Annotated in this window: 11 protein-coding genes; all 11 read left to right on the top strand. The window is 46.6% G+C overall.

The genetic code is table 11. The features are described from left to right. Nucleotides 1–174 precede the first annotated feature (174 nt). Nucleotides 175–1,524 carry a M20/M25/M40 family metallo-hydrolase gene (locus tag ACTWQL_RS05235; protein WP_443141347.1) on the top strand — a complete coding sequence of 450 codons (1,350 nt, stop codon included), beginning with the start codon at nt 175–177 and terminating at the stop codon, nt 1,522–1,524. Between the two features lie 12 nt (nt 1,525–1,536). Continuing rightward, complete coding sequence (locus ACTWQL_RS05230; RefSeq protein WP_443141346.1) at nt 1,537–2,745, top strand: M20 metallopeptidase family protein; 1,209 nt, start codon at nt 1,537–1,539, stop codon at nt 2,743–2,745. Next, on the top strand, nt 2,742–4,295 hold the full coding sequence (locus ACTWQL_RS05225; protein ID WP_443141345.1) for an ABC transporter substrate-binding protein: 1,554 nt from the start codon (nt 2,742–2,744) through the stop codon (nt 4,293–4,295). Before ACTWQL_RS05230 ends, ACTWQL_RS05225 begins: the two co-directional genes overlap by 4 nt. Before the next feature lie 64 nt (nt 4,296–4,359). Continuing rightward, a complete protein-coding gene (locus ACTWQL_RS05220; RefSeq protein WP_443141344.1) occupies nt 4,360–5,274 on the top strand; it encodes an ABC transporter permease in 915 nt (304 codons plus the stop codon). A gap of 17 nt (nt 5,275–5,291) precedes the next feature. Next, nucleotides 5,292–6,212 carry an ABC transporter permease gene (locus tag ACTWQL_RS05215; protein WP_443141343.1) on the top strand — a complete coding sequence of 307 codons (921 nt, stop codon included), beginning with the start codon at nt 5,292–5,294 and terminating at the stop codon, nt 6,210–6,212. 27 nt (nt 6,213–6,239) lie between these two features. Beyond that, nucleotides 6,240–7,223 carry an ABC transporter ATP-binding protein gene (locus tag ACTWQL_RS05210; RefSeq protein ID WP_443141342.1) on the top strand — a complete coding sequence of 328 codons (984 nt, stop codon included), beginning with the start codon at nt 6,240–6,242 and terminating at the stop codon, nt 7,221–7,223. After that, nucleotides 7,223–8,233: an ABC transporter ATP-binding protein gene (locus ACTWQL_RS05205; RefSeq protein WP_443141341.1), complete on the top strand. Its 1,011-nt coding sequence runs from the start codon at nt 7,223–7,225 to the stop codon at nt 8,231–8,233. Before ACTWQL_RS05210 ends, ACTWQL_RS05205 begins: the two co-directional genes overlap by 1 nt. Nucleotides 8,234–8,651: 418 nt before the next feature. Next, nucleotides 8,652–10,142 (top strand): AbgT family transporter, encoded by a 1,491-nt coding sequence (locus ACTWQL_RS05200; protein ID WP_443141481.1) that lies wholly within the window; start codon nt 8,652–8,654, stop codon nt 10,140–10,142. A 25-nt stretch (nt 10,143–10,167) separates the two neighbouring features. Continuing rightward, nucleotides 10,168–11,361: a M20 metallopeptidase family protein gene (locus ACTWQL_RS05195; RefSeq protein WP_443141340.1), complete on the top strand. Its 1,194-nt coding sequence runs from the start codon at nt 10,168–10,170 to the stop codon at nt 11,359–11,361. Further along, entirely contained in the window at nt 11,358–12,665 is a 1,308-nt protein-coding gene (locus ACTWQL_RS05190) for an amidohydrolase (protein WP_443141339.1), read from the top strand. The genes ACTWQL_RS05195 and ACTWQL_RS05190 overlap by 4 nt, the downstream gene beginning before the upstream one ends. 3 nt (nt 12,666–12,668) lie before the next feature. Beyond that, a complete protein-coding gene (locus ACTWQL_RS05185; RefSeq protein ID WP_443141338.1) occupies nt 12,669–13,922 on the top strand; it encodes a M20 family metallo-hydrolase in 1,254 nt (417 codons plus the stop codon). Nucleotides 13,923–14,062 lie beyond the last annotated feature (140 nt).

Raw genomic sequence — 14,062 nt, 5'->3', positions numbered from 1 at the left:
GTATTTCTAGTTATACAGCATGTAAAAATAAAACGCAATATTTTAAATATTCATTCAAATACCAATTGACAAAATAATCTAACTATTTTAAGGTTGTTTATAAGAATTTAGGAAAAGTTTTGGAATATTGCCGAAAACATCAAAAATAAAACAATATTTGGAGGGGGAAGGTGGATGCAAGATGTTTACCAGTACATCGAGGATCACAAAGACGAGTACATAGAATGGCTTCAAGAGCTTTGTAGAATCCCGAGTGTCGCTGCCCAGAACCGAGGGATGGAAGAAGCCGCGGAGCATGTATTAAATGATTTGGCACAGAAAATAAACGGAGAAACGCAACTCATCTCCACCTCAGGGTTTCCCGTCGTCTACGGTAAGGTCCCTGGAACACATGATAAGACACTCTCGTTTTATAACCATTACGACGTTCAGCCGGAAGACCCGATGGAATTATGGGAGCACCCTCCATTTGAAGCGGAGATACAAGACGGAACAATGTATGCGCGTGGAGTGGCAGATAACAAAGGAAACCTGATGGCACGTATCGCAGCTGTACATGCCTACCAGCAGGTGAGAGGCGAATTGCCACTGACTATCAAGTTCATCGTGGAAGGTGAAGAGGAAATCGGAAGCATCAACCTTGATGAGTTCAGTGATAAACATACTGATCTCATCCAAGCTGACGGATGCATTTGGGAGTTTGGTTACAGGAATGCGGACGGAAGACAACAAGTCAGCTTAGGCGTAAAAGGGATGACCTATGTGGAGCTTGTCTGTAAGGGTGCGAATACGGATCTCCATTCCGCAAACGCAGCAGTCATCGAAAACCCAGCCTGGCGAATGATATGGGCATTGAATACGTTGAAAGATAAAAATGAACACGTCAAAATCGACGGCTTTTATGATCGGGTCCAATCCCTTTCCCGGAATGATGAGGAGGCGATCCGTGAATTGATTTACAGCGAGAATGAAATGTTAGAGCAGCTTGATCTGTCTTCATTTTTATTGAACCTGGAAGGCGAGGATTTAAAAGAGCGGCTGATTTTCGCACCGACCTGTACGATATGCGGAATTGAGTCCGGCTATACGGGCGAAGGCGCAAAGACAGTCCTTCCATTAGAAGCAAAAGTGAAACTCGACTTCCGTCTAGTACCAGATCAAGATCCACATGAAATCCTCAAAGCGCTAAGAAATCACTTGGACAAACATGGATTCGAAGATATTGAAATACATGAAATGGCTATGGAGAAACCGGGTAAGACCCCTTACAACGATCCTCTCTCAGAAACGGTTATTTCAGCCACTCAAAAGATCACGAAAATGGAACCGACGGTCATGCCGATGTCACCTGGGACTGGCCCGATGTACGTCCTTTGCCAAAAACATGGGATCCCATCCGTGTCAGTAGGTGTCGGGAATTTCCAATCAAACAATCATGCACCTAATGAAAACATCCATTTAGAGGATTACATAGATGGGATCAAACTGATTGCAACGGTGATTGAAGACTATGCCAAAAAATAAGGGGAGGATCCTTTGGAAACGAGTATACGCCCGACTATTTTAAAAGAAGCCCAGCAGTTACAAGACCAATTGTCAGCATGGAGAAGGGATTTCCATGAACATCCTGAGCTTGGGTTTGAAGAAGAACGGACATCAGCCATCGTAGCTGATTACCTAGAAAGCCTTGGTCTCGAGGTTACACGGAACATTGCCAAAACTGGTGTCATCGCTTTACTGAGAGGAAAAGAAACTGGTCTGACCTTTGCGCTACGTGCTGATATGGATGCCTTACCGATCCAGGATGAAAAAACGGTTCCTTACCATTCCAAGCATCAGGGTTTAAGCCATGCCTGTGGTCATGATGCACATACGACGATGTTGATGGGTGCTGCAACCCTCCTTAGTAAAAGGGGGTTGGAAAAAGGAAACATCAAATTCATTTTTCAGCCCGCAGAAGAAGGCAGGGGCGGAGCACAAGCGATGATTGACCATGGGGCACTTGCTGATCCGAAAGTAGATGCAATTGGTGGCCTTCATGTCAACACCGGCATCACAATTGGAAACATCACGCTCTCAAGTGAAAGGGTAGGCTGCGGGGCTGCAGATTTCTTCACATTGAAAGTAATTGGAAAAGGTGGCCATGCTGCTCACCCCCATCAAACAGTCGATTCTGTCGCGGTCACAGCTGAAGTCATTTCAGCTTTACAGCATATTTCAAGCAGACAGGTCGACCCGACAGAGCCAATCGTCATTACAATCGGTTCGATACACGGTGGTTCAGCAAGCAATGTCATCACACCCAATGTAGAAATGACCGGAACAGTGAGGACTTTGAATCCAGAGTTACGCCTGAAAGTTCCGGGCATGATGGAAAAAGTAATTCAAGGAATTACGAACGGATTCGGTGCGACGTATGACTTCAAATTCGAATTCAAATTTCCATCCATTTTAAATGATCGTGAATTGACAGAGCTAGCAGCAACCACAGCAGATGAAGTGCTTGGAGGAGGACATTGTGAAAGAGTGACACCTGGTATGGGTGGAGAAGATTTCGCCTTCTATACGGAACAGATTCCAGCTGTGTTTTTCCGCTTAGGGGTTGGAAACGACCAGATGGAACGGTATCCAGGACACCATCCGAAGTTTGATATTGATGAAAATGCCTTGCCTTATGGTTCAGCGATGCTATCCCAATTAGCACTCAATTATTTGAAAAATCACAATGAGGGGGATAAGAAGTGAAAAAACTTGCATTTACATTGTTAACTGCAATTCTCGTCTTGAGTTTGACCGCTTGTGCTTTCAATGATAAATCGAACTCCGATGAAGGTGAAGGATCGACCGAACAAAAACAGGATAAAAAGCTTGTCATAGCTAATGGAACGGATATGGTGACGTTTGATATCCATGACCATAACACCACCTCTACCGAAGCGATCCACATAAACATGTTTAATTATCTGGTAAAAAATTTAGGTGATGGAGAATTTGAATCAGACCTTGCCGAAAGCTGGGAAAATGTTGACGATACAACCTGGAAGTTCAAATTGAAAGAAGGCGTCAAATTCCATAATGGAGAGGATTTGACGGCAGAAGATGTGAAATTCACGCTCGAGCGTGTCGCTAAGGACAACAAGCTGCTCGAATATGGAAACTACAAACAGATTAAAGAAGTTAAAGTCATCAACGATTATGAATTCGAAATCATCACACATGAACCTGAACCAGCTTTATTGAACCGTGTTTCCCGTCTAGGCTCAGGTATTCTTCCATCACAATACATCGAGGAAGAAGGATGGGAGCAATTTTTAAAAGAACCAGTCGGGACTGGCCCATATAAATTCGTCGAGTGGAAAAAAGATGATCGAGTCGTCTTAGAAGCGAATCCTGATTACTTCGGTGAAGAACCGAAATGGGAAGAGCTGGTGTTCAGATCAATCCCAGAAGACTCTACAAGGGTTTCCGAGTTATTGACAGGTGGAGTCGATATCGCTGCTAACGCACCTCCTAGTGATTGGAACCGGATTAAAGATAACGAAGGGACAGACATTGCAAAAAGTCCGACACAGCGTGTCATGATGCTTGTTTTGAGACATACGGAAGGTCATCCTACCTCGGATCCGAAAGTCCGGGAAGCAATCGATCTAGCAATTGATAAACAAGCGATTTTAGACAGCCTGATGGAAGGTTCAGGGACGGTTACACGTACCCGAGTGACACCAGGTAACACAGGTGCGAACGAAGACCTCTACCAAAATACACTGTATGACCCAGAAAAAGCGAAGGAACTTTTAAAAGAGGCTGGATATGAAGACGGCCTTGAACTTGAATTAAGTGCACCGAATGGCCGTTATTTGAAGGATAAAGAATCTGCAGAATTGATGCAGGCGATGCTGAAAGAAGTCGGTATCGACGTAAAGCTTAACTTCTTGGAATGGAGTACCTTCGCAGAGAAATACTCGTCTAAGAGTTTCGGCGATATGTTCTTGATCGGTTATGGTAACTCCATGTTCGATGCTGCTCTTGCTTTAGATAGGCTCAGAAAGGCACAAGCAGAGGGTGAAACCGATTATGACAACCCTGAAGTTGAGAAGCTGCTTCAGGATGCGATGAGTAATATGGATCCGAAAGAACGTGCTGAACAATATAAGAAAGCACAAGAATTGATTGCAGAAGATCGTCCGCAAATCTACCTGTATCAGCTTGACTCGGTATATGGCTACAACGACAGTTTGAAATTCGAACCTAGATTGGACGAGATGATCATCGCAGATGAAATCACGTTGAAATAAGCATTGCAGGGGTTGACTCATCAAGAGGGGGTCAACCCTTGTACATAATGTAGGAGGGATGGATATGAAGTTTCTGTTGAGAAACATCCTCCGGATCATACCGGTTTTGTTCATCATCAGTTTAATCGTTTTCCTGCTCGTCCGCGTAACCGGTGACCCTGTTTCGCTCATGCTGCCTGAAACGGCGACAGAACAGGATAAAGCAGAACTCAGACAATCATTGGGCTTGAATGACCCACTATATGTTCAATATTTTACGTATCTTGGGGATCTGGTCACTGGAGACTTCGGTGAATCGTTCCGTTATAACCAACCTGCTCTGGAGATTGTGTTGGAGAGGTTGCCTGCAAGCCTGGAGTTAGCTTTTTTCTCGATGTTGGTTGCGATCATCATATCAATCCCACTTGGGGTTTTATCAGCGATCAAGCGAAACTCATTCATCGATCTGTTCATCACAGGGGGAGCGGTTTTAGGGAAAGCAATGCCGAACTTTTGGCTTGGTATCATGCTGATTCTCTTGTTAGCGGTACAATTCAATGTCTTGCCTGTTTCAGGTACAGGCTCAATCTATCACCTGATATTGCCAGCTATCACGTTAGGTACAGCAATCGCTGCAGAAATGACTCGGCTGATCCGTTCTAGCATGTTGGAGATCCTGAGCCAGGAATATATCCGGACTGCAAGAAGTAAAGGCTTGATCGAGGCGATTGTGGTAAACAAGCATGCGTTGCGGAACGCGCTTATCCCTGTTGTGACGATCATGGCGCTTCAGACAGCCACATTGATCGGGGGGACCTTGATCACAGAAACGGTCTTTTCATGGCCAGGAATGGGACAATTGCTCATCCAGGCTGTCAATCTCAGAGATATGGCAGTGGTCCAGGCAGCTACCTTCGTGATCGCGATCCTGGTCATCGGAAGCAATTTGCTGGCCGATTTAACATACCGCTACCTTGATCCAAGGATTAAGTACGATTAAAAGGGGGCTTTAGTTTAATGTATACCGAAACAGAAACGAAAAAAGACGTCTCACTGGAAACTCCTAAAGCCCGAAAAGCCAGTGGCAGATTGAAATGGATCAAACTCTTGTTAAGAAGCAAGACCGGAACATTGGGTTTGGTCATCGTTTTGGCGATGGTCGGTATGGCTGTTTTTGCTGATGTGATCGCACCCTACAATCCAGCAGAGACTGACGTTGTCAACCGCCTTCTGCCTCCTTCTTGGGTAGAGGGAGGGAATCCGGATTACCTGCTCGGTACCGATAACCTTGGCAGAGATATTTTGAGCCGGATCATCGTCGGTTCACGGGTCTCCCTTCTAGTCGGTATCAGTGCGGTTGTGTTGGCAGGAGCGATCGGCTTGTTGCTGGGACTGCTTGCCGGATTTTACGGAAAGTGGATCGACACGGTCATCATGAGAACCGTGGATTCATTTTTAGCTATTCCTAACATTTTGTTCATGCTGATTGTTTTAGCGGTGATCGGACCGAGTTTGATGACGATGATTTTTGCCCTTGGAGGCACGACCTGGGTGGTATATGCCCGTATGGTACGTGGTGAAACACTCAGTGTGAAGGAAAGGGATTATGTCCGATCGGCAAGGGCAGTAGGAGCAAAGGATGTGCGTATCATATGGCAATACATCCTCCCGAACATCGTTTCATCCTTCATCGTCATTGCAACTCTGAATGTCGCCACCACCATCATTCTGGAGTCCTCGTTAAGCTTCTTAGGGTTGGGAATCCAGCCGCCGGACGTTTCATGGGGCTTGATGCTGAGTGATGGAAGAGAGTATCTTGCCACAAGCTGGTGGGTCGCTACATTCCCAGGTGTCGCAATCACGATAACCGTATTGGGCATCATCTTTTTAGGAGATTGGTTGAGAGACGTACTCGATCCAAAAATGAAGATCAAATAGATACAGGTAGAAAAGTGAGGGATGATCGTGTCGACTTCATTGTTGAATGTTAAAGATTTAAAGGTTCGTTTTAAAACAGAAGACGGAATTGTCCCATCTGTAAATGGTGTTACATTTCATGTGGACAAAGGTGAAACGGTTGCGATCGTCGGGGAATCGGGTTGTGGGAAGAGTATCACCTCGTTGTCGATCCTTGGGTTGATTCCGTCTCCAGGTGAAATCCATCATGGAAAAATTGATTTTAACGGAACAGATTTACGGACAATCAAGAAAAAACAGTTGAGAAAGCTGCGCGGGAATGAGATTTCAATGATTTTTCAAGAACCGATGACCTCATTGAATCCAGTTTTTACGATCGGCAATCAAATCAGCGAAACGATCCGCTTGCATCAGCGGCTTGATAAAAAGAAAGCATTGATGAAAGCCATAGAGATGCTCGATCGGGTCGGGATTCCTGACGGGGAAACGGTTGTCCGGCGCTTTCCTCATCAGCTTTCTGGTGGAATGCGCCAGCGTGTGATGATCGCGATGGCTCTTGCATGTAACCCGAAGCTCTTGATTGCAGATGAACCTACGACGGCTCTCGATGTCACCATCCAAGCGCAAATTTTAGAATTGATCAAGCAATTGAAAACAGACTTCGATACGGGAGTCATTTTGATAACTCATGACCTTGGGGTGGTAGCCGAGGTTGCTGATCGGGTCGTAGTGATGTACGCGGGAGAAGTGGTTGAGGAAGCACCCGTAGTAGAGTTATTCGAAAATCCGAAGCATCCGTATACATTAGGCTTGTTGAGTTCTGTTCCGAAAGCAGAACATGTTGTGGATGAACTAGGCACCATTGAAGGAAGCGTTCCAAATCCAACTGATATGCCGAAAGGATGCAAGTTTCATCCACGTTGCCCATTTGCAACGGATAAATGCCGGAATGAACATCCGGAATTGGAACAATACGATACCCATCATAAAAAGCGCTGCTTCTATGATGTGGAGAAGGGAGGGGTTGCATGATGAGCACGAGTACTGCAGAAAATCAGCAGCCATTGATCCAGGTCAAGGGTTTGAAAAAGCACTTCCCAATTACGAAAGGCTTGTTCAACCAGACTGTCGGCACAGTCATGGCTGTTGATGGCGTTGATCTTGAGATTTACGAAGGCGAGACGCTTGGGATTGTCGGTGAATCCGGCTGCGGGAAATCAACGACCGGACAAATGCTGTTAGGGTTATTGCCCCCCTCAGAAGGGTCTGTCTCTTTTGAAGGAAAAGATTTAACAACGCTTTCTAAAGAGGAACTCCGGTCGATGCGGCGGGACCTTCAAGTGATTTTTCAGGATCCCTATTCCTCCTTGAACCCGAGGATGACGATTGAACAATTGGTCGGTGAACCGTTGAAAATCCACGGACTGAAAAAAGGAAAAGCGTTACGTGAAGAAGTAGTCAGGTTACTTCGAGTTGTCGGCTTGGATGAGCACCATCTGAAGCGGCATCCGCATGAATTCAGCGGTGGGCAACGACAAAGGATAGGGATCGCTCGTGCTTTAGCTTTGAATCCGAAAGTGCTGATTTGTGATGAACCAGTTTCGGCATTGGATGTATCCATTCAAGCACAGATCTTGAATTTGCTGAAGAAACTGCAAAGGGAATTCAACCTGACTTATATCTTCATCGCCCATGGACTTCCTGCTGTACGCCATATCAGTGATCGGATCGCCGTGATGTATTTAGGGAAGGTCGTGGAAATCGCAGATCGGGACAGCTTGTTCGAAAGTCCGACGCACCCATATACGGAAGCGTTGTTGTCCGCAATTCCGGTAGCGGACCCGACGAAACGGAGAATCCACAAGCCGTTGGAAGGCGACCTCCCGAATCCTTCGAATCCGCCATCAGGCTGCAGCTTTCATACTCGCTGCCCCTACGCCCAGGAACGGTGTGTCCAAGAAGAACCTAGTTTAGTAGAATACAAACCCGGTCACCACGCCGCTTGCCACTACCCGTTAGGTGTACCAGGCACGACAATTTAGCCCTTGTGCCCCAACGGTTCTCAAAGAGTTCCAGGCACCAAAACGGAACCCTTGCGGCTCAACGGGTTTCATTTGGTGCCTGGCACACATCATGAACTCTTTCATACCAAGGGTTTCAAATTGGTGCCAGGCACCGATCGGGAGCCCTTGGTACCATTGACTTCTATTTTGGTGCCTGGCACCGAAATTCTTTCTCTATCCGTTTATTTCCATCTAAGAATTTTCAGAATTCACTAGAAATTTGGTTGGATGTGCGGTAAGGTGTTATTAACGGAACAAAAAAGGACATTATCCGTAATTGGCACAAATACCTTCCGATTACTGTTTTGGTAGTGTCCGAATTCTAGGAGGAGGAATAAAGTTGCCGTCGAATAATCCGAACACTTCAAACAATAGTGAAACCGCTAACAAAGGGTTCATGCTTAGATTCCTTGATAGGGTGGAAGTACTCGGGAATAAACTTCCGCATCCTTTCATGCTTTTCGTGTACCTGGCACTAGGAATCATCGTCTTGTCTGCTGTCATCAGCATGTTCAATGTCACAGTCGATCATCCTGGAACAGGCGAAGAGGTCGCAATCAAAAGTTTAATCTCAGGTGAAGGACTCAAATACATCCTCACTTCGATGCTCACCAACTTCGTGGAATTCAAGCCACTCGGCCTCGTACTTGGTATGATGCTTGGGATCGGACTTGCTCAGAAAGTCGGCCTGATCCAGACATTCATGAAAAAGACGATCATCAATGCACCACCGAAGCTCGTCACATATGCAGTTGTCCTGACAGGTATTTTAGGAAACCTGGCTTCTGACGCTGCATTCATCATTGTACCGCCGATCGCAGCGATGGTCTTCCTGACACTCGGTAGACATCCGATTGCGGGACTTGCTGCTGGGTTCGCAGGGGTAGGTGCTGGTTTTACTGCCAACTTCCTCATCACCGGTACTGACGCGCTTCTTTCCGGAATATCTACTGAGGTCGCCAAAAACATCGGTGACGGAATAACCGTAACACCAGTAGATAACTATTTCTTCATGATTTTCTCAGTCGTCATGCTCATGACAGTCGGTACATGGATTACGGAAAAAATCGTTGAGCCGAAACTCGGAAAATACGATGGACCATCTGATGAGAAGGAACTTGAAGAAATCAAACCGATCGAATCTCGCGGACTACGAAATGCCGGAATTACTACTCTGATCTACATGGGTCTCCTGGCATTAGCACTCTTTTTACCAAACTCAGCACTACGGAATGAAGATGGCGGCCTGATCCCATCACCATTCTTAGATGGCATCGTCCCGATCATCCTGTTCTTCTTTATTGCAGTATCTGTTGCTTACGGGATCACGGTTAAAAAAATAAAAACCACGAATGATGTACCGAAATTCATGGGTGAGTCCATGAAAGACATGTCTGGATTCATCATCCTGATCTTTGCTGCAGCCCAATTCATCGCTTACTTCGACTGGACGAACATCGGTGTATGGATTGCTGTTTCCGGAGCGGAATTTTTACAAAGCATCAACATGACAGGATTGCCAGTCATCGTCGGATTCATCCTACTCGCTGCTGTCCTAAACCTATTGATTTTCAGTGGTTCAGCCCAGTGGGCATTGATGGCGCCTGTGTTCATTCCGATGTTTGCGCTTCTGGATTATAATCCTGCGTTCACACAAATGGCTTTCCGTATCGCAGATTCATCCACGAATATCATCACGCCATTGAACCCATATGTGCCAATGATCCTGGCGTTTATGAAGGAATATGACAAGAAGGCAGGTTTCGGAACACTGTTTTCCGTCATGCTGCCGTATACAGTCATTTTCCTGACCATCTGGACGATCCTGTTCGTGATCTGGAATCTACTTGGACTGCCAATCGGACCTGGCGTCTTCATGAAATCATAGATAATCAATATGGGGGTTTTACGAAATGCTAGATTTTAAAGGAAAAGGTGAACAGATCGAGAGAGAAATCATTGCGATAAGACGTCACTTTCACGAAAATCCTGAACTGAGTGAAGAGGAATTCGAAACCTCTCAATTCATTCAACAAAAACTCGAAGAATACGAGATTCCTTTTAAAAAGGGATATGCGAAAACAGGTGTGCTCGGAATCATCAAAGGCGGACAGCCCGGTGGAGTCGTTGCGCTCCGTGCGGATATCGATGCCCTTCCGATCAAAGAAAGGACCAACGAACCGTTCACCTCTAAAAAAGAAGGGGTCATGCATGCGTGTGGACATGATGCGCATACTGCAATGCTCCTCGGTGCTGGAAAACTTTTAAACACGCAAAGGGAACAGATCAAAGGAACCGTTCTGCTCGTCTTTCAACCAGCCGAAGAGAATGCACCGAACGGAGGTGCAAAGCCGATGATGGACGATGGCGTTTTTGATGAGTATACACCCGACGTCATTTTCGGTCAGCATGTTTGGCCGGATCTTCCAAAAGGACAAATCGGAATCCGTGATGGCGCGATGATGGGTGCGTCGGATCGTATCAAATTCACGATCAAAGGCACTGGAGGTCATGCGAGCATGCCTCACCAGACGAACGACGCGATCACGATAGCGACAACAGTCATCAATCAACTGCAAACAATCGTAAGCCGGAACGTCGACCCGTTATCTGCTGCCGTTTTGACCATCGGAAAGATCGAAGGTGGTTACCGTTACAATGTCATCGCCGACGAAGTCCTGGTTGATGGAACGGTTCGGACACTTGACAAGGACACCCGTGAGCGGATCAAGAACCGTTTTTATAAAATTGTTGAAGGAACAACGGAAGCAATGGGTGGGACTGCTGAAGTCGAATTCAGCAAAGGTTACCCTGCGACGATCAATACACCGGAATGGGCGCAACACGTTCGTTCCACCGCGCAAACCTTGCTGGGTGAAGAAGCGACGCCAGAGCTCAACCCATCCCTTGGCGGAGAAGATTTCAGCCGTTTCCTTTTAAAATATCCAGGTGCTTTCTTCTGGTTAGGGACGAAGCCGAAAAATGGCCAGCCGAAGCCGCTTCACGACCCGTCATTTGAGATTGATGAAGAGGCACTTGCGGGCGGAGTCGAAATGATGGCGCAGGTTGCTGCCGATACGTTGGAAAAATTGGAGAAACGCTTATGAACATTGAAACATTCGTAGAGCAAAACAAAGACCGATTTAGCGCGTGGCGGCGTCAATTTCACCAATACCCAGAAGTGGGGTGGACGGAGTACGTCACGACCTACCGGGTCCATGAAATCCTATCTGAACTCGGGTTTACGACATATCTCGGAAAAGAGGCACTTGTAAGCGAAGAACGGATGGGTGTTCCTTCTGATGAAGTCTTGCGACTGGAAGAGGAGCGAGCATTGGCTGAAGGTGTTCCGGAGGCTTTTTTGGAAAAAATGAAAGGCGGTCACACGGGAGTCGTGGCTACGTTCGATACGGGGAAAAAAGGACCGCATATCGCCATGCGATACGACATAGATGCCTTGCCGATCAAGGAGTCTGAAAGCCACCAGCATCAGCCTGCCCTCGAAGGATATCGCTCAAAAAGAGATGGGCAAATGCATGCTTGTGGTCATGATGGGCATACCACGATCGGTCTAGGTGTCGCTTCCTTTTTAAAATTGAATGCCGAAAAGCTGAGCGGCCGTTTTACGCTTCTTTTCCAGCCTGCTGAAGAAGGCTCTAGAGGGGCGAAAGCGATGGTGGAAAAGGGCTGGCTAGATGATGCGGACTACTTTTTATCCGGACATATCGGCATCCATATGAAGCGATACATCGGCCAGATCGCTGCGACAACCAGCGGATTTTTAGCAACGACCAAATGTGATGTCACATTCTCTGGTCTTTCTGCACATGCGGGAAAAGAACCTGAAAAAGGTCGAAATGCCCTGCTTGCAGCTTCGTCTGCTGCTCTCAACTTGCACGGGATTGCGAGACACGGAGATGGAAAGACCCGGATCAATGTCGGTACCCTGAACGCTGGGACCGGGAGGAACATCATTCCCGATCACGCTGAAATCCAGCTTGAAACAAGAGGTGCGACAACCGAACTGAACGACTATATGATCACTGAAGCGAAGCGGATCATTGAAGCAAGCGCTGCGATGTATGGAGTCGAGGCGGAAATCAAGATTGTCGGTGAAGGAATCGATGCGAAGAGTGACGAGACGTTCATTCCGATCCTTCAGCATGTGGGGAAAGAGAGCTCGTTGATCGAATCTGTAATTGATCGAGATGTAATCGGCGCATCAGAAGACGTAGCGTATATGATGGAGCGGGTGCAACAAAAAGGGGGACAAGCAACGTACCTCTTATTTGGAACACCACTTGCAAATGGACATCATCATTCAGAATTCGACTATCAAGAGGATGTTCTTGCTGTAGCGGTCGATACGCTGGCAAGAACCATCGTCCATTTACAACAAGAAGAGGTGTAATGAATGGCTGACGAATCATGGTTGATAAAGACGTTAAAACAATTGAATCTGACAGATAATATGAAGCAAAAAGAAGGTTTTAGCCGCCTCGGTTATAGTAAGGAGGAATGGGAGTCGATCGCTGTTTTTGAGAAAAAAGCAGAGGAAATCGGGCTCGATGTAAGGCGTGACGAAGCCGGAAACTGCATTGCGCGCTGGAACGGTGGCGAGGGGGATAAACCTGCGGTCGGTATCGGGTCCCACCTAGATACCGTGAAAAATGGTGGCGGTTACGATGGTGTAGCGGGTGTCCTTTGCAGTTTAGCAGCGGTAAAATCGTTGAAAGAAGAAGGGTTTCAGCCAAACTCACCGATTGAAGTGATCTGTTTTGCATCAGAAGAATCTTCGCGTTTTGGTGTCTCCACTGTTGGCAGTAAAGCGATGTCTGGGCTTTTAAAACCACAACAGCTGGAACCTATTGAAGATGATGACGGCATCACAATCAAGGAAGCTGTTGAAAATCGAGGGCTTTCCTGGGAACAGCTGCCCGGGGCGGAACGCAAAAAAGAAGAGCTCCGTCAATTCGTCGAGCTGCACATTGAACAAGGGACTCGAATTGAAGATGCGGGGAAATCTTTTGGTGTCGCTACTGCGATCGCCTGTCCGACTCGGCTGAAGATTGATATCATCGGAAAGTCAAGCCATACCGGCACGACACCTATGGCTAAAAGACAGGATGCGTTGGTCGCAGCTGCACCGATCATTTCATTCATTTCGGAACGCGCAGGTCAGCTTTCTGAAGAAAATGATGTGCCTGTTGTCGCGACCACAAGCATGGCCGATGTTTCTCCGAACAAAATGACGAGTATACCGGGACGGGTCGAACTTGGCGTCGATATCCGAAGTGTAAGTGATGAGCTGAAACGAGGACTGGCAGAAGAGATTGAAACGGAACTTGAAAAACTGGCTAAGGCTTACCAGGTGGATATCACACTTAGGAGGCTCGTTGACGATAATTCCGTTTTCCTTGATGAAAAGGTAGCGGAAACGTTGAAGGAGACAGGTGAACAACTTGGATTCGACTGCCTTGTCATGGAGAGTGGCGCCGGCCATGATGTCATGAACATGGCTTCCAGGTGGCCGACAGGTCTGATTTTCATCCCATGCCGTGATGGATTAAGCCATCATCCAGATGAACATGCTTCAGAAAACGACCTGCAAATGGGCGTGGAAATTTTAAAACAATATCTTAAAAACGAGACGAAAATCCCTTCTTGATGAAGGGTTTTTTCGCACTTCAGGAAAATTTAAAAACATTTTCTGAACGAAACTAGCCCCTCTTCGTAAGAACGTAGGTTAATTTGGATACATTTTTTTGTGGAAAAAACATTCCAAATCAGATACCCCAAAATATGTAG

This window comes from Pseudalkalibacillus sp. R45 (genome assembly GCF_052246725.1).
GTDB lineage: Bacteria > Bacillota > Bacilli > Bacillales > Fictibacillaceae > Pseudalkalibacillus.
This window is presented reverse-complemented; position numbering and strand designations above follow the sequence as displayed.

What these genes read in the sequence shown, in the direction of transcription:
- ACTWQL_RS05235 (WP_443141347.1), top strand. Translation starts at nt 175, where the DNA reads ATGCAAGATGTTTACCAGTACATCGAGGATCACAAAGACGAGTACATA.
- ACTWQL_RS05220 (WP_443141344.1), top strand. Translation starts at nt 4,360, where the DNA reads ATGAAGTTTCTGTTGAGAAACATCCTCCGGATCATACCGGTTTTGTTC.
- ACTWQL_RS05215 (WP_443141343.1), top strand. Translation starts at nt 5,292, where the DNA reads ATGTATACCGAAACAGAAACGAAAAAAGACGTCTCACTGGAAACTCCT.
- ACTWQL_RS05205 (WP_443141341.1), top strand. Translation starts at nt 7,223, where the DNA reads ATGAGCACGAGTACTGCAGAAAATCAGCAGCCATTGATCCAGGTCAAG.
- ACTWQL_RS05200 (WP_443141481.1), top strand. Translation starts at nt 8,652, where the DNA reads ATGCTTAGATTCCTTGATAGGGTGGAAGTACTCGGGAATAAACTTCCG.
- ACTWQL_RS05195 (WP_443141340.1), top strand. Translation starts at nt 10,168, where the DNA reads ATGCTAGATTTTAAAGGAAAAGGTGAACAGATCGAGAGAGAAATCATT.
- ACTWQL_RS05190 (WP_443141339.1), top strand. Translation starts at nt 11,358, where the DNA reads ATGAACATTGAAACATTCGTAGAGCAAAACAAAGACCGATTTAGCGCG.
- ACTWQL_RS05185 (WP_443141338.1), top strand. Translation starts at nt 12,669, where the DNA reads ATGGCTGACGAATCATGGTTGATAAAGACGTTAAAACAATTGAATCTG.